General features: G+C 75.7%; 11 protein-coding genes. 6 read left to right on the top strand and 5 right to left on the bottom strand.

From position 1 onward, the window contains the following. Nucleotides 1-21 precede the first annotated feature (21 nt). The gene (locus tag AOM05_RS14060; protein WP_062518647.1) at nucleotides 22-1,422 is read left to right on the top strand and encodes an aminotransferase-like domain-containing protein; all 1,401 of its coding nucleotides are present in this window, start codon (nucleotides 22-24) and stop codon (nucleotides 1,420-1,422) included. Nucleotides 1,423-1,425: 3 nt separating this feature from the next. On the opposite strand, the gene AOM05_RS00350 is transcribed toward AOM05_RS14060, so the two are convergent. Continuing rightward, nucleotides 1,426-2,409 carry an LLM class flavin-dependent oxidoreductase gene (locus AOM05_RS00350; RefSeq protein ID WP_062518646.1) on the bottom strand — a complete coding sequence of 328 codons (984 nt, stop codon included), beginning with the start codon at nucleotides 2,407-2,409 and terminating at the stop codon, nucleotides 1,426-1,428. A gap of 151 nt (nucleotides 2,410-2,560) precedes the next feature. Further along, nucleotides 2,561-3,991: an aminopeptidase P family protein gene (locus AOM05_RS00345; protein WP_062518645.1), complete on the bottom strand. Its 1,431-nt coding sequence runs from the start codon at nucleotides 3,989-3,991 to the stop codon at nucleotides 2,561-2,563. A gap of 40 nt (nucleotides 3,992-4,031) precedes the next feature. Here AOM05_RS00345 and AOM05_RS00340 point away from each other — a divergent pair, with 40 nt between their 5' ends. Together AOM05_RS00340 and AOM05_RS00335 are read left to right on the top strand one after the other, a co-directional pair. After that, on the top strand, nucleotides 4,032-4,856 hold the full coding sequence (locus tag AOM05_RS00340) for a PHP domain-containing protein (RefSeq protein ID WP_062518644.1): 825 nt from the start codon (nucleotides 4,032-4,034) through the stop codon (nucleotides 4,854-4,856). A 29-nt stretch (nucleotides 4,857-4,885) separates the two neighbouring features. Further along, nucleotides 4,886-5,113, top strand: a complete 228-nt coding sequence (locus AOM05_RS00335; RefSeq protein ID WP_062518643.1) for an RNA-binding S4 domain-containing protein — start codon at nucleotides 4,886-4,888, stop codon at nucleotides 5,111-5,113. A 69-nt stretch (nucleotides 5,114-5,182) separates the two neighbouring features. Here AOM05_RS00335 and AOM05_RS00330 read toward each other — a convergent pair whose 3' ends face one another. Together AOM05_RS00330 and AOM05_RS00325 are read right to left on the bottom strand one after the other, a co-directional pair. Then, nucleotides 5,183-6,889 carry a DEAD/DEAH box helicase gene (locus tag AOM05_RS00330; protein WP_082097142.1) on the bottom strand — a complete coding sequence of 569 codons (1,707 nt, stop codon included), beginning with the start codon at nucleotides 6,887-6,889 and terminating at the stop codon, nucleotides 5,183-5,185. A 230-nt stretch (nucleotides 6,890-7,119) separates the two neighbouring features. Further along, nucleotides 7,120-7,338, bottom strand: coding sequence for a DUF3107 domain-containing protein (locus AOM05_RS00325; protein ID WP_062519575.1), 219 nt, complete (start codon nucleotides 7,336-7,338; stop codon nucleotides 7,120-7,122). 50 nt (nucleotides 7,339-7,388) lie between these two features. Between AOM05_RS00325 and AOM05_RS00320 the strand changes: the two genes are divergently transcribed. From AOM05_RS00320 to AOM05_RS00310, 3 genes are read left to right on the top strand one after another with little or no spacing between them, the layout of a single operon-like run. Next, a complete protein-coding gene (locus AOM05_RS00320) occupies nucleotides 7,389-8,258 on the top strand; it encodes a DUF3152 domain-containing protein (RefSeq protein ID WP_062518642.1) in 870 nt (289 codons plus the stop codon). 48 nt (nucleotides 8,259-8,306) lie between these two features. Beyond that, nucleotides 8,307-11,486, top strand: coding sequence for a UrvD/REP family ATP-dependent DNA helicase (locus tag AOM05_RS00315; protein WP_062518641.1), 3,180 nt, complete (start codon nucleotides 8,307-8,309; stop codon nucleotides 11,484-11,486). Continuing rightward, entirely contained in the window at nucleotides 11,483-14,740 is a 3,258-nt protein-coding gene (locus AOM05_RS00310; RefSeq protein ID WP_062518640.1) for an ATP-dependent helicase, read from the top strand. The genes AOM05_RS00315 and AOM05_RS00310 overlap by 4 nt, the downstream gene beginning before the upstream one ends. Here AOM05_RS00310 and AOM05_RS00305 read toward each other — a convergent pair. Beyond that, nucleotides 14,737-15,672, bottom strand: coding sequence for a phosphotransferase (locus tag AOM05_RS00305; protein WP_062518639.1), 936 nt, complete (start codon nucleotides 15,670-15,672; stop codon nucleotides 14,737-14,739). The genes AOM05_RS00310 and AOM05_RS00305 overlap by 4 nt on opposite strands. Nucleotides 15,673-15,732: the final 60 nt, after the last annotated feature.

Below are 15,732 nucleotides of genomic sequence, written 5' to 3'. Positions count from 1 at the left end.
ACCTCGGGGTGCAATGGCCCCATGCGCACCACGGCCGACCAGCTCAGCGGCGTGCTCGACCACTGGAAGTCGGGCACCGGACCGCTCTACCAGCAGCTCGCGGACGCGATCGTGGCGCTCGCGGAGGCCGGCTCGCTCGAGCACGGGGCGCGCATGCCGTCCGAGCGTGCGCTCGCGACGCAGCTCCACCTGTCGCGCAACACCGTGACCGCGGCCTACCAGCGGCTGCGCGACCAGGGCTGGCTCGAGGCGTCGCCGGGCGCCGCCCCCCGCCTCGGGATGCGCTCGCGCGGTGTCTCCGCGCTCACGGCGCAGGACCGCTTCTCGAGGATCCTGGTGGGCCAGGAGCCGCCGCTGGTGGCGCTCAACACCGCCTCGCCGCCGCCCGCGCCTGCGGTGTCGGAGGCCCTCGCGCGGCCCGAGGAGCTGCTCGACGGGCGGGCGGCGCTGGGCAACGGCTACGCGGCGCTGGGCGACCGCGACCTCACGCTCGCGATCACCGATCATCTGCGCGCGCAGGGCATCCCCGCGCGGCCCGACGAGATCGTGGTGACCGCGGGAGCGCAGCAGGCGCTGTGGCTCGCGGTCACGGCGCTCGCGACCTCGGCGACCCCGGTCGCGCTCGAGGCCGTGACGTACCCCGGCGTGTTCGACGCGATCGCGGCGGCGGGCTCGCGGCCCTTCGCGCTGCCCATGACCGGCGCGGGCCTCGACGTCGACGGCGCCGCCAAGCTGCTGCGCGCGGCCGCTCCCGACCTCGCGTACCTCACCACCTTCAACAACCCCACCGGCACGGCGATCGCGGCCGCGGACTCGGTGCGCCTCCTCGACGCGGCCGCCTCCGCCGGCACCACCGTGATCGACGACCGCACCCTCGCCGACCTCGCGCTGTCCGGCGAGACGCCGCGCCCGCTCGCCGCGCTGGGCACGCGCGCCTCCGTGGTGACCGTGGGCGGCCTGTCCAAGGTGTTCTGGGGCGGCCTGCGCATCGGCTGGCTCCACACCAACGCGACGCTCGCGGCGCACCTGCGCCACCGGCGCGCCGCGATGGACCTCGGCAGCCCCGCGCTGTTCCAGCGGATCGGGGCGCGGCTGCTGCGCGAGCGCTTCGAGGAGACGCGGGCGTGGCGGCTCGACACCCTGCGCGAGTCGTTGGACGCGACGCTCGCCGCGATCGCGGACGCCGGCCTCGACTGGGAGGTGGTGGTGCCCACCGGCGGGCCCTCGCTGTGGGTGCGGATGCCCGGCGTGTCCGCCGAGCGGTTCGCCGAGCGCGCCGACCGCGCCGGCGTGCCCGTGGTCGCCGGCGCCGCGTTCTCCGTGGTGCCCGGCGCGGGCGCGGACCGGTTCCGGCTGCCGTTCTACCTGCCGCCGGAGGAGATGCGGCTGGGCATCAAGACGCTCGCGGAGCGCGCCGCATAGCGGCTACGCACCCGCGCCCGCGAGCTCCACGGAGCGGATCCGCGCCTCGGGGTCGAGCGACGGGTGCACGGTGATGAGCTCGTCCGCGCGCGCCTCGGCGGCGAAGGCCTCGAGGCCCGCGCGCACCTCGTCGGGCGTGCCCACCGCGACCTTCGACATCATCGCCGCGATGCCGGCGCCCTGAGGGGTGGTGAGGAACGCGTCGATCTCCTCGTCGGAGTAGCTCACGGAGGCCGCGCCGCGGCTGATCATGGCTCGCACGCGCTGGCGACGGGCGTCGGTGAACTGGGCCCGCGCATCGTCCCCGTCCTCGGCCGCGACCACGTTGACGCCCGCGATCACGTACGGCTCCGGGTGCGCCGCGGACGGCCGGTAGGTGCCGCGGTACAGCGCGACGGCCTCCTCGAGCGCCTGCGGCGCGAAGTGCGACGCGAACGCGTAGGGAAGGCCCAGCTGCGCGGCGAGCTGCGCGCCGAACAGCGAGGATCCCAGCACGTACAGCGGGACGTGGGTGCCGGCGCCGGGGGTCGCGACCACCCCGTCGGGACGGGCCTCGCCCGCGAGCAGGCCCTGCAGCTCGACCACGTCCTGCGGGAAGCGGTCCGAGGCCTCGGGGGTGCGGCGCAGCGCCGCGAACACGGCGCGGTCTCCGCCCGGTGCGCGGCCCAGCCCCAGGTCGATGCGCCCGGGGTGAAGCTCGGCGAGCGTGCCGAACTGCTCGGCGACCACCAGCGGGGAGTGGTGCGGCAGCATGACGCCGCCGGCGCCCAGCCGGATGGTCGAGGTGTGCGCCGCGACGTGCGCGATCACCACCGCCGGCGCGGAGGACGCGATGGTCGCCATGCCGTGGTGCTCGGCGTACCAGACGCGGCCGTAGCCCGAGCGCTCCGCGGCCCGGGCCAGCTCGACCGAGTGCGCGAGGCTCTCGGCGGCGCTGCCGCCCGGACGGATGAAGGCGAGGTCGAGCACGGACAGGGCGAGGCGCATGGCGGGGTCCTTCTGAGGATGGTGCGGGGGTCCGGGGGTGCAACGCAGCGAAACGGCACCCTATGCCCGAGGTGGGCCGGGGCGGGAACGCAAGCGGCGCATCGTCCCCCCTGCGAGGGACGATGCGCCGGCCGGCTGGGACGCGGAGGGCTCAGCGCGCGAGGCGCGCCATCCAGGCCTCGACCTCGTCGGGGTCGCGGGGGAGGGCCGCGGAGAGGTTCTCGGCGCCGTCGGCGGTCACCAGGATGTCGTCCTCGATGCGGACGCCGATGCCGCGCAGCTCCTCGGGCGCGACCAGGTCGCCCTCCTGGAAGTACAGGCCCGGCTCGATGGTGAAGACCATGCCCGGCTCGAGCACGCCCTCGAGGTAGAGCTCACGCTTGGCCTCCGCGCAGTCGTGGACGTCGAGGCCCAGGTGGTGCGACGTGCCGTGCACCATCCAGCGGCGGTACAGCTTGGACTCGGGGTCCTCCTGCGCGGGCGCGATGCCCCACTCGGTGAGGCGCTGCTCGATGACCTCCATCGCGGCGAGGTGCACGTCGAGGAAGCGGGCGCCGGGCCTGGCGACCTCGAGGGCGGCGTCCGCGGCCTCGAGCACGATCTCGTAGACGCGCCGCTGGGTCGCCGTGTACTGACCGGAGATGGGGAAGGTGCGGGTGATGTCGGCGGTGTAGAGGCTCTCGACCTCGACGCCGGCGTCGAGGAGCAGCAGGTCGCCCTCGTGCACCTGGCCGGTGTTGGTGATCCAGTGCAGCGTGGTCGCGTGCGGGCCGGCGGCGGCGATGGTCTCGTAGCCCACCGCGTTGCCCTCCTCGCGGGCGTGGCCGTCGAACGTCGCCTCGATCACGCGCTCGCCGCGCTTGTGCGCGACCGCGCGAGGCAGCTCCGGGATGACGCGCTCGAAGCCCGCGATGGTCGCGTTGACGGCGTCGCGGAGCTGCTGGATCTCGTACTCGTCCTTGACGAACCGTGCCTCGGCGAGCGCCTCGCGGACGGCCTGCGCGGGCTGGTTCGTGAGCGGCAGGCCCTTGGGCAGGTCCTTGAGCGCCTCGGTGGCGATGCCGGTCATCGCGGCGAACTCCGCGAGGCCCGGGCGGCGGCCGATCCAGAACTCGCCCGCGGCCGGGTCCGAGTAGAAGCCCTCGTCGCCGGGCTGGGCCGGCGGCACCAGGTACAGCGTGACGTCGTGGCCCTCGTCGGAGCCCTCGCGCGGCTCGAACACCAGGATCGCGCCGGGCTCGTGGTCGATCCCGAGGCCCGTGAGGTACGTGAAGTCGCTCGACGGGCGGAAGCGGTAGTCGGTGTCGTTGGCGCGGGTCTTGAGGTCGCCCGCGGGCACCACGATCCGCTCGCCGGGGAAGCGCGCGCTCAGCCGCGCGCGGCGCTCGGCCGCGTACGGGGCGGCGGCGATGCGCGTCACCTCGACGTCCTCGTGCGGCGCCCAGTGCGCGCCCATGAAGTCCTTGAACTCCTGGGTCGACGGGCGGGTGGTGCGGGCCTTGTTGGTCTCGTCCTTCTCAGTCACCCGGCAATGGTCGCACGGCGTCGGCGGGACGATGCGCCGCCCGGGTTCCCGCCGCATCGTCGCCCGGGCGCGGGGCCCGGCGGGCGATACTGGGCGCGTGCGCATCGACCTCCACACCCACTCGAACGTCTCCGACGGGACGGGCACGCCCGCGCAGGTGATGCGCGAGGCCGCCGAGGCGGGTCTCGACGTGGTCGCGCTCACCGACCACGACGCGGTCGACGGCTGGGGCGAGGCCGCCGCGGAGGCGGAGCGCCTGGGACTGAGTTTCGTGCCCGGGATCGAGGTGTCCGCGAAGGACCGGTGGGTGTCGATCCACATGCTCGCGCTGTGGCCGCGCCCGGACGATGCGGCGCTCGCCGAGATCCTCGCCCTCACCCGGGAGGCGCGCGTGGGACGGGCGCGCACCATGGTCGAGCGGATCTCCGTCGACTACGCGCTCGAGTGGGAGGACGTGGTGACGCACGCGGGCGACGCGGCCACCGTCGGGCGGCCGCACATCGCGGACGCGCTGGTCGCGCGCGGCCACTTCGCGCGGCGCGACGACGTGTTCGCCGAGGTCCTCCACAACAGCTCGCCGTACTACGTCCACCACTACGCGCCCGACGTCCACGACGCGGTGCGCGCGATCCGCGCCGCCGGCGGGGTCCCGGTGTTCGCGCACCCCGCCGCGCACGCGCGCGGGCGGGTGGTGCCGGACCGGGTGATCGCGTCGCTCGCCGAGGCGGGGCTGGCGGGGCTCGAGGTGGACCATCGCGACCACGACGCCGAGGCGGTCGCGCGCCTGTCCGCGCTCGCGGAGCGGCACGGGCTCATCCGGACCGGGTCCTCGGACTATCACGGGACCGGCAAGCTCAACCGGCTGGGCGAGAACCTCACGTCGGTGGAGGCGTTCGAGGCGCTCGAGGCCCAGCGGGGGTAGCGGGGGCGCCTCGTCCTATCCTTGGGGCCATGGCTGCACGCGCTCCGCTCCACGACGTCTCGATCGCCGGCGACATGATCCGCCTCGGTCAGTTCCTCCAGCTCGCGGGCCTGGTCGACACGGGCGGCGAGGCCAAGGAGGTCATCGCGGACGGGCTCGTCACCGTGAACGGTGAGGTCGACGTGCGCCGCGGGCGGCAGCTCCATGCGGGCGACGTGGTGGCGCTCGACGGACGCGCGGCGCGCGTCGCCGGCTGACCGCACCCCGCCCGGACACGGCGAAGGCCGGGACCCCCCCCTGGGGATCCCGGCCTCCGTGATGCCTGACTACTCGCCGGCCGGCTGCGCCTGCGGCGCGGCCTCGCCGGCACCGCCGCCCGCGCCGCCGGAGCGGCGACGACGACGGTTGCGGCTGCGACGCGGCTTCGCCTCGCCGCCCTCGGTGGGGGCGGACTCGCCGGCGGGACGCTCGGCGCGCGGCTCGCGCGGGGCCGAACCCTCGCCTGCGCCCTCGCCCGAGCCGGAGCCGGAACGGCGACGGTTGCGACCGCCGCGCGAGCGGCCCTCGCCCGAGCCGGAACGCTCGCCGGAGCCGGAACGCGCGCCGCCGCGGCCGCCGTCGCGCGAGCCACCCGAGCGGCCGGAGCCGCCGGTGTGCTTGCCGGTCTCGCCCAGGTCCTCGAGCGTCTCCGCCTCGAGGCCCTCACGGGTGCGCTTGTCGCGCGGCAGGCGTCCCTTGGTGCCCGCGGGGATGTCGAGGTCCTCGAACAGGTGCGGCGACGTCGAGTACGTCTCCTGCGGCTCGGGGTAGCCCAGGTCCAGCGCCTTGTCGATGAGCGACCAGCGCGGGATGTCGTCCCAGTCCACGAAGGTCACGGCGGTGCCGGTCTTGCCCGCGCGGCCGGTGCGGCCGATGCGGTGGAGGTACGTCTTCTCGTCCTCGGGGCACTGGTAGTTGACCACGTGCGTGACGTCCTCGACGTCGATGCCGCGAGCCGCGACGTCGGTGGCGACCAGGATGTCGATCTTGCCCGAGCGGAACGCACGCAGCGCCTGCTCGCGAGCGCCCTGGCCCAGGTCGCCGTGGATGGCGCCGGCGGCGAAGCCGCGCTCGCGCAGCTCGTCCGACACCTTCGCGGCGGTGCGCTTGGTGCGCGCGAACACCACGGTGAGGCCGCGGCCGTTCGCCTGCATCATCCGGGCGAGGACCTCGACCTTGTCGAGCGCGTGCGCCCGGTAGACCACCTGCTTGATGGCCTTGACGGTGGCGCCGTCGTCGTCGGGGTCCGCGGCGCGGATGTGCGTGGGCTGGGTCATGTAGCGGCGGGCCAGCGCGACCACGGCGCCCGGCATGGTGGCCGAGAACAGCATGGTGTGGCGCGACGCCGGGGTGGCGGCGAGCAGCTTCTCGACGTCGGGCAGGAAGCCCAGGTCGAGCATCTCGTCGGCCTCGTCGAGCACCACGGTCTTGATGAAGCGCAGGTCCAGGTGGCCCTGGTTGAGCAGGTCGATCATGCGGCCGGGGGTGCCGACGATCACGTCGGCGCCCTTCTGCAGCGCCTCGATCTGCGGCTCGTACGCACGGCCGCCGTAGATCTGCACGATCCGCACGGCGCGCTTGCGCGACGCGGCCTCGAGGTCGGTCGCGACCTGGACCGCGAGCTCGCGGGTGGGGGCGACGATGAGCGCCTGGGGCTTGCCCTGCGCGTCGCCGAGGGTCTCGTAGGCGTCCTCGCCGGGGGCGGCGGTGCGCTGCAGCGCGGGGATGCCGAAGCCGAGGGTCTTGCCGGTTCCGGTCTTCGCCTGGCCGATGATGTCGTGGCCGGCGAGCGCGACCGGGAGGGTCATCGCCTGGATGGGGAACGGGGTGGTGATGCCCTTGTCGGCGAGCGCCTCGACGATGCGGTGGTCGACCGCGTAGTCGGCGAACGTCTTGTCGGGCGTCTGCACGCTGGCGTGCGTCTCTGTCATGGTGCTCCGATGATTTTCGGGGACGCGCAAGGCGCCTGTGGCGGGCAGCCGATCGCGAATCATCCTCTTCGGCGGCGCATCGCTGTCTTCAGCGGTACCGCGTGTCACATGACGACCGGTCAGCCCCGGGTCAGGACACAGTGTACCGGGATGCCGTATCCCGGCGGTAGGGAGGGACGATGCGCGGGCGGGGTGACCGGCGCATCGTCCCGTCGCGCGCCGCGCCAGAGGCCCCCGGGACATGCGGAAGGCCCCAGGGAACGCATCGTCCCTGGGGCCTCTCGCGAAGGTCGCTACGCGCCGAAGCCGACGCGGCGCTTGGTCTCCTCGCCGATGTCGACGTAGCCGATCGAGGCGCCCGGGACCACCACGCGGCGCCCCTTGGCGTCCGTGAGGTCGAGAGTGCCGCCGCCCATCGCCGCGGCCACCGCGGCGGCCACCGCGTCCGCCGTCATGTCGGTGTCGATCGCGATCTCTCGCGAGACGTTCTGCACGCCGATCCTGATCTCCACGGTCGCCTCCAATGCGCGTGTTGCCCGATGTCTGCCCTTATCCTAGGGCGATGACTCGGCGGTCCGGAGGCCTGTTCGCGGGCAGGGGAATCGCCCTTCCCGGCATCCTCGTGACCGTCGCCACGTTCGTCGCGTGCTTCGCGCTGGGGCTCGGCGCCGGCTGGGTGACGGGGCAGGTACCCGAGTGGTACCGCGCCTGGAGCGCGGACTCCGACGCGACCGCGTCGCCGTCCGCCAGCGAGTCCGCGACGCCCGAGGTGTCGCTGCCCGCGCTCGAGCCGATCACCCGAGAGCTCGACGACGCGGACGCCCTCGCGGGAGTGGTGACCACCGACGTCCCGGAGAGCGGGGCGGGCACGTTCACCACCGCGTCGGACGCCGCGGGGGCCTCCGCGTCCCCCGATGCCGCCGACGGTCCGACGCGCTCGGTGCGCGTGGACGTCGAGGACGGGGTCACGGTGGATCCCGAGGCGCTGGTGGAATTCGTGATGACCACCCTGAACGACGAGCGCGGGTGGGGATCGGCGGGACGCCTGCAGTTCGTGCTCACCGACGGCGCCGCGGACGTCACCGTGGTGCTCGCGACGCCCACCACCGTCGCCACGCGCTGCCCCGACGTGCACGCCGGGACCGACGCGGAGGCCGCTCGGGGCGCGTCGCCCAGCCCGGACGCGTCGGAGGCGGTGACGTGCGTCGCGCAGGGGGTGGTGCCGGTGTCGCTCTACGACTGGACGGCCGGCCTGGACCGCTACGGCGCCAAGCGCACCGCCGCGCGGGCGTACCTGCTCAACCACGGCGTGGGCCACGTCCTGGGCGAGGAGGCGGCCACCTGCAAGTCCGGCGAGGCGTCCGTGATGGTCGACCAGACGTCGATGCCCAAGGCGTGCACGGTCAACCCGTGGCCGTTCCCCGACGCGTAAGCCCAAGGCGGACGGCCGGGTGTCGGACCCTTCTGGTGGGATGAGCGCATGACCGATCTGCGCCTCCTGCCGGCGGCCGTCCCGGCGCCGCTGCCCGTCCTGGACGCGGCGCAGGCGGCGGTGGTCGAACGCGCGCTGGCGCCACGCGGGAGCGGCGACGCGGGCCACCTCGTGGTGGTGGGCGCCGCGGGTGCGGGCAGGACCACGCTCGCCGCGGCGCTCGCGCTCGAGGCCGCGCGTCGGGGCATGGACCCCGACCGGCTGCTGGTGCTGTCCGCTACGCGCGAGGGCGCGGCGCGGCTGCGCGACCGCGTGTCGCTGGGCCTCGACCGCCCGGTGGGCGCGCCGGTGGTGCGCACCGCCGCCTCGGCGGCGCACGCGATCCTCACCGCGCACGCGACGGCGCTGGGGGACCCTCCGCCCGTGCTGGTGACCGGCGCGGAGCAGGACCAGATCCTGCGCGAGCTGCTCGAGGGCCACCGCGCCGGGCTCGGGTCCGTGCCCGACTGGGGCGGCGCCGTGCCGCTCGAGGCCACGGGGCTCGCCGGCTTCCGCGCGGAGCTGCGCGACCTGCTCATGCGCGCGAGCGAGGCCGGGCTCGCGCCGGGGGACCTCGCCGCGCTCGGCGACGCGACGGACCGCCCCGAGTGGAAGGCCGCCGCGGCGGTGATGGAGGAGTACGACGCGATCCTGGGCTGGCGCTCCGTGACCCCGGACCAGGGCGCGCGCTTCGACCCCGCCGTGGTGGTCGCGCAGGCGGCGGACGTGCTCGCGGACTGGGACGCGCCGGGAGAGCCGCCGGCGTGGTCGCTCGTGGTCGTGGACGACGCTCAGGACCTCACCCAGGCGGGCATCGACCTGCTGCGCGCGCTCGCGGGTGCGGGCGCGCGGGTGGTGCTGCTGGGCAACGCGGACCAGGCGGTCCAGGGCTACCGCGGCGCGGTGCCTGCGGTGCTCGCGAACGCGACGGCCGCGCCGTCCGCGGGAGGCTTCGGCGCGACCGTGATGCGGCTGGGTGGCGGGCATCGGCAGGCGGGGGCGCTCGCCGCGGTGACGGGTGCGGCGGTGAGCCGCATCGGCACCTCGGGGATCGGGTCCGCCCGGGTGCCGGTGCCGGCGGCCGTTCCGGACCAGGGCGTCCGCGGCGTCGCGATCCTGGTCGCGGGCCACCGTCACGCGCACTCGCGCGCGATCGGGCAGGCGCTGCGGCGGGCGCGCCACGGCCTGGACGGCCCGGAGGTGGCGTGGGGGGACATGGTGGTGATCGCGCGCTCGAGCGCGCGCCTGCGAGAGATCCGCGCGGACCTCGCCGCCTCCGACATCCCCTGCGAGACGCTCGGCGACGGCACGGCCCTGCACGCGGAGCCGGCCGTCGCGCCGCTGCTCACGCTCATGCGCCGCGCCGCCGCGCTCGCCCGCGAGGAGGACGCGCCGTGGGAGGAGGCCGAGGTTGTCGAGCTGCTGGGCTCGCGGATCGTCGGCATCGACCCGGTCGCGATGCGCCGGCTGCGCCGGGCGCTCGTGAAGGAGGAGCGGCGCGGCGGGGGAGCACGCGGGTCTGCGGATCTGCTGATCGAGGCGATCGCTTCGCCGGAGCGCTGGGCCACCGTCGGCACGCCCGAGGCGCGGCTCGCCGAGCGCGCCTCTCGCGCCCTGGTCGCCGGCACCGCCGCGGCGCGCGACGGCGGCACGGCAGCGACCGTCGCGTGGGCGGTGTGGGACGCGCTGGGCGTCGCCGACGACTGGCGCGCGGCCGCGCTCGCCGGGTCCGCGCGTGACGACGCGGACCTGGACGCGGTGATCGCGCTCATGCGCGCCGCGGCCATCTACGTCGAGCGCATGCCGTCGGCGTCCGTCGGCTCGTTCGTCGAGCACCTCGAGGGCCAGGACTTCGCGGCGGACACGCTGGGGGCCCGCGCCCGGGTCGAGGACGCGGTCGCGTTCTGCACCCCCGCATCGGCCGCGGGCCGCGAATGGGAGCTCGCGGTGGTCGCCGGCCTCGAGGAGGGCGCGTGGCCCGACACGCGGCTGCGCGACGCGGTGCTCGGCGCGCACCAGCTGGCGGAGATCATCGCGGGACGCGCGGACGCGGTCCCGCTCGAGCCACGCGCGCGTGCCGCCTGGGCGCGTGCGGCGCGCCGCGCGGTGGTGGACGACGAGACCCGTGCGTTCGCGGTCGCGGTCTCCCGCGCCCGCTCCCGGCTGGTGCTCACGTGCGTGGACGGCGAGGACGAGCGCCCGTCGCGGTTCCTCGCGTGGGCGGCCGCGGCGGCCGGCGTCGATGCCGTGCGCGCGGACGCGACGCCGCGGGTGACGGACCTGAGGTCCGCGGTGGCCGCGGTGCGCGCGGGCGCGGTGCAGGCGGAGGGGGAGGCGCGCGGCGCCCACGTCGAGCTGCTCGCCCGGCTCGCCGCGATGGGGGTGGCCGGCGCCGACCCCGAGGACTGGCACGGCGTCCCCGTCCCCTCGTCCGACGTCGCGATGTGGGAGCCCGAGGCTCCGGTGCGGGTGTCGCCGTCGCGCCTCGAGGCGCTCGAGACCTGCCCGCTCCGATGGGCGCTCGAGACGGCGGGCGGCACCGCCGCGGCCTCCGAGAAGCAGAGCCTCGGCACCCTGGTCCACGAGGTCGCGGCGGCGTTCCCCCGCGGCACGCACGCGGAGCTGGCGGCGGCGCTCGACGAGCGCTGGCCGGCCATCGCGGGCACCGAGACCTGGCCCGACCGCGTGCTCAAGGACCGTGCGGACGCCATGATCCGCCGCCTCGCCGGATACGTCGCCTCCGTGCGCGCGGGGGAGGTGCGCGTCGAGCAGCCGTTCTCCGTGCAGATCGGCCGCGCGGTGGTGGCCGGCAGCGCGGACAGGGTCGAGGTGAGCGACGGCACCGCACGGATCGTCGACCTCAAGACGGGCCAGGCGGTGTCCAAGAAGGACGCCGAGGAGCACGCGCAGCTCGCGATGTACCAGCTCGCCGCCGATCGCGGCGGGTTCGACGGCGTCGACCGGGCGGACGGCGCGGCGCTCGTGTTCGTCGGCGGCGCGACGCAGGGCGCGAGCGAGCGCGCCCAGCCGGCCATCGACGTCGAGCGCGAGACCGCGCGGCTGACCGAGGCGGTCGACACCATGGCGCAGGCGACGTTCACGGCCATCACCAACGACCGCTGCCCCTCCTGCCCCGTGCGGCGGTCGTGCCCGGCGTGGCCCAGCGGAAGGCAGGTGACGGACGGATGAGCGAGGCGGAGCTCCCCGACGAGGGCCTGGTGCGCGGACAGGCGCGCGCCACCGAGGACCTGGTGAGGCTGGTCACCGGCCGGGCGCCCACGCCCGAGCAGGGGGACGTGATCGGCGCCGGCCTCGACCCGATGCTGGTGGTCGCCGGCGCGGGCTCGGGCAAGACGGAGACGCTGTCGCTGCGCATCGTCTACCTGCTCGACCACGCGCAGGAGCTGTTCGGCACAGCGATCAGCCCCGACGAGATCCTCTGCCTCACGTTCACGCGCAAGGCGGCGGCGGAGATCGCCGAGCGCGCGGAGTCGCGCATCGCCGCCGCGTTCGGCGAGGACCCGGCGCGCCCGCCCGCGTCCGTCTCGACGTACAACGCGTACTCCGCCCAGCTGGTCGCCGAGCACGGGCTGAGGCTCGGCATCGACCCCGACGCCACCACCCTCACCGCGGCCGCGCTGTGGCAGCTCGCCTCGGACGTGGTGACCTCGTGGACGGCGCCGCTCGACACCGATGCGGCGGTCAGCGCGGTCACCGCATCCATCGCGCGCCTCGCGGGCCAGCTGCGCGACCACGACGTCGCGCCCGAGGCGCTACGCGACTGGGCGCGCGAGGCGCTCACCCGGCTCGAGGAGCTGCCCAAGAACGCCGGCGACCGCGCGCCGGGGCCCCTCACCACCCGCACCGGCACGCCCAACGACCACGCCAAGCGCGTGGCGAAGCTGCGGACCCTCGTCGCGGTGTCCGGTCTCGTCGAGGAGTTCCAGCGGCGCAAGCGCGACGCGTCGCAGCTCGACTTCGCGGACCAGGTCGCGTTCGCCGCCGAGCTGTCGCGCCTCGAGCCCGTGCAGGCGGTCGAGCGCGGCCGCTACCGCGCGATCCTGCTCGACGAGTTCCAGGACACCTCCCCGGGGCAGCTGCGGCTGTTCGCGCGGCTGTTCGGCTCCGACCACCACGTCATGGCGGTCGGCGACCCGAACCAGGCGATCTACGGCTTCCGTGGAGCGTCCGAGAGCGCGCTGCCCTTGTTCGTCGACGAGTTCGCGCACGGCCGCGACGTGGCGCAGCGCAGCCTGTCCGTCTCGTGGCGCAACGAGGGCGCGGTCCTCGACGTCGCGAACGCGGCCGCGGCGCCGCTGCGGGAGGCCTCGCGGGTCGACGTCCGCCCGCTGCGATCGCGCGCCGCCTTCCTCGGGGAGCTCGAGCCGGCGCGGCGCGCGCCGGGCGTCGACGGCCTCGTCACCGAGGACCACGTCCAGGAGTCCGACGCCGTGGTCGCCTACCTCCAGGCGCGGCGGTCCGAGCTGCGCACCGGCCCCGACCTTCCCACCGCCGCGATCCTGTGCCGACGCCGCGCGCAGTTCGCCGCCATGGTCGAGGCGCTCGTGCGCGCGGGGGTCGACTACGAGGTGGTCGGCCTCGGCGGGCTGGTCGACACCCCCGAGGTGTCGGACCTGGTCGCGCTCCTCGAGATCGCGCACGACCCTTCGCGTGGCGACTCCGCCATGCGCCTGCTCACCTCGGAGCGCGTCGCGCTGGGCATCCGGGACCTCGCCGCGCTGCAGGACTGGGCGCGCGAGCTCGCCGGGCCGCGCGACGCCCGCGACTCCGAACCCAGCCTCGTCGACGCCCTCGCGACCCCGCCGCCCGCCGGCTGGGTCTCCCGCGACGGCCGGTCGCTCGGCGCCGTGGCCCACGGGCGCATCGTCCGCCTCCAGCGCGCCGTCGACGCGATCCGCACCCGCACGTACCTCTCGCTGCCCGAGCTGGTCCTCGCCGCGGAGCGCGCGTGGGGGCTCGACATCGAGGCCGCGGTCGCGCGCCCTGACGGCCGCGCCGCCCGCAACGTCGACGCGTTCGTGGACGCCGCACGGCAGTTCGCCGCGGGCGCGGAGCGCGCGACGCTCGGCGCGTTCCTCGCGTGGCTCGAGGCCGCGCGCAGCGAGGAGGGCGGGCTCGAGCTGCCCGTCAAGGAGCCCGAGCCCGGCGCGGTCCAGGTGCTCACCGTCCACGCCGCCAAGGGCCTCGAGTGGGACGTGGTCGCCGTGCCCGGCCTGGTCGACGGCCACTTCCCGTCCGTCGGGGAGCCGTCCTCGCGGCGGCCGTACTACACGGACGCGGGTTGGCGCGGACGCAACCTCGAGCTGCCCTACGAGCTCCGCCTCGACCACGCCGACCTCCCCGGGTGGGACTGGCGCGGCGCCGTCGACCACGGCACGCTTGGGGACTCGCTCGAGGACTTCGAGAAGCGATGCGGTCTCCACCGCGTCGCCGAGGAACGGCGGCTGTTCTACGTGGCCGTGACCCGCGCCCGCTCGCATGTGCTGCTGTCCGCCTCGTGGCGCGTGGGCGGCGCGACCATGCGCACGCCCTCGTGCTACCTGCGCGAGCTCGTGGAGGGCGGCATGCTGTCCGACGCGGGCTGGGCGCCGCGTCCCGAGGACGGCTCCGTGGTCGAGGTCACGCCCGTCACCGCAGCATGGCCGCCCGCCCCGACCTCGGCGCAGCTCGCGCGGCGCGAGCTCGCCGCCCAGGTCCGCGGGGCCATGGCGGCCGGCGCGGAGGCCGGCGAGGACCCGGCCGACGCGGCGTGGGAGCGGCTCCCGCTCGGCCGCGAGATCGCCGCGATGCTCGAGGAGCGCCGGTCACGCGAGCGGGGCGTCGGCGACGTCGCCCTGCCGGCGCACCTGTCGACCTCGGGTCTGGTGTCGCTGCGCCGCGACCGCGAGGCGTTCACCGCGCAGCTGCGCCGGCCTCTGCCCGCCGAGCCCACCCCCGCCGCGCGGCGCGGCAGCCTGCTGCACGCGTGGATCGAGGCGCAGTACGGGCACGTCCCGCTGCTGTCGCTCGACGACCTCGGCCCGGGGGAGGACGAGACTGACCTCGAGGCGCTCAAGGACGCCTTCGCCCGGTCCGAATGGGCCGGCCGCGTGCCCAGCCACATCGAGGTCGACGTCGAGCTGCCCCTCGCGGGCGTGACCATCCGCTCCCGCATCGACGCCGTGTTCCCCGCCGGGGCGGGGCTGGACCGCGTCACGGTGGTCGACTGGAAGTCCGGATCCGCGCCCCGCGCGGCGGAGGAGCGGGCGGCGCGCGAGGTCCAGCTCGCGGTGTACCGCCTCGCGTGGGCCGAGTGGACGGGCGTGCCGCTCGAGGACGTCGACGCCGCGTTCCACTACGTCCGCGACCAGGCGACGGTGCGGCCGGAGCGGCTGCTCACGCGCGCGGAGATCGAGGCGCTGCTCGCGCCACCCGCCGGCTAGGGGGCCTGCTCGTCCTCGTCGAACAGCATGGCCTCGAGGTCGGCGAGCATGCCCTCGCCGTCCGCGACCACGTCGGGGTTGTCGGTGCGTACGCCGTACATGAGCCAGCGCATCAGCGCCATCTCGGACGCGAGCCGCGCGCGGTCCAGCAGGTGCGGGTCGCGGATCTCGCGCCGGCGGCCGTGGTACGCCTCGACCACCGAGTCGAGCACGTCGTCGGGCGCGGCGGCGACCAGCCACGCGAGGTCGTCGGCGGGATCCGCGACGCGCGCATCCATCCAGTCGACTATCCCCGACACGGAGCCGTCGGCCACGTACACCTGGTGCTCGCCCATGTCGCCGTGCACCACGGTCGGGTCGAACCTCCACCAGGACACGTTCTCGAGCTGGTGCTCCCACCGGTCCGCGAGGCGCGGCGGCACCTTGCCGGTCTGGATGCCGGCGTCGAGCTCGGCGAGGCGCCGCTCGCGGTACTCCTCGGCGGAGTAGGCGGGCAGGCCCTGGTCCTCGATCACCGTGACCGGGAGCTCGTGCACCTCGGCCAGCGCACGGCCGACGGTCGCGGCAAGGCCGGGTCCGGGCTGCAGCGCGGCGAGCATGAGCGGGGCGCCGGGGACCTCCGTGTAGACGATCGCGCGGCCCGTGTCGTCGGGCAGCTCCGCGGCGCCCACGGGGTGCGGCACCTCGAAGGACACGATGCCGGCCTCCTTGGCCCGCCCGAGCGCGCCCAGCAGGCCCTTCTCGGCCTCGAGGGCGGCGCCGGCGGCGGCGCGCTTGGGGGCGCGGACCAGCCAGCGCTTGCCCGTCGAGTCCTTGACCACCACCACCTCGAAGTCGGCGTCGGTGTGCGGGCTGCGCAGCACGTCGTACACGTCGAGCCCGGGCACGGCGACGGACGCCAGGGCGGCGAGCGCGAGCGGAGAACGAGGCACAGGCTCACCGTAGGGCCAAGCCGGGGCCCGCGCCACGCTCCACGCCGCGCGGGCCAGGCA

The sequence above is a fragment of the Demequina silvatica genome, from assembly GCF_000971215.1.
Taxonomy (GTDB): domain Bacteria; phylum Actinomycetota; class Actinomycetes; order Actinomycetales; family Demequinaceae; genus Demequina; species Demequina silvatica.
The sequence above is the reverse complement of the archived record's forward strand: the minus strand, read 5'-3'. Positions and strand labels throughout refer to the sequence as shown.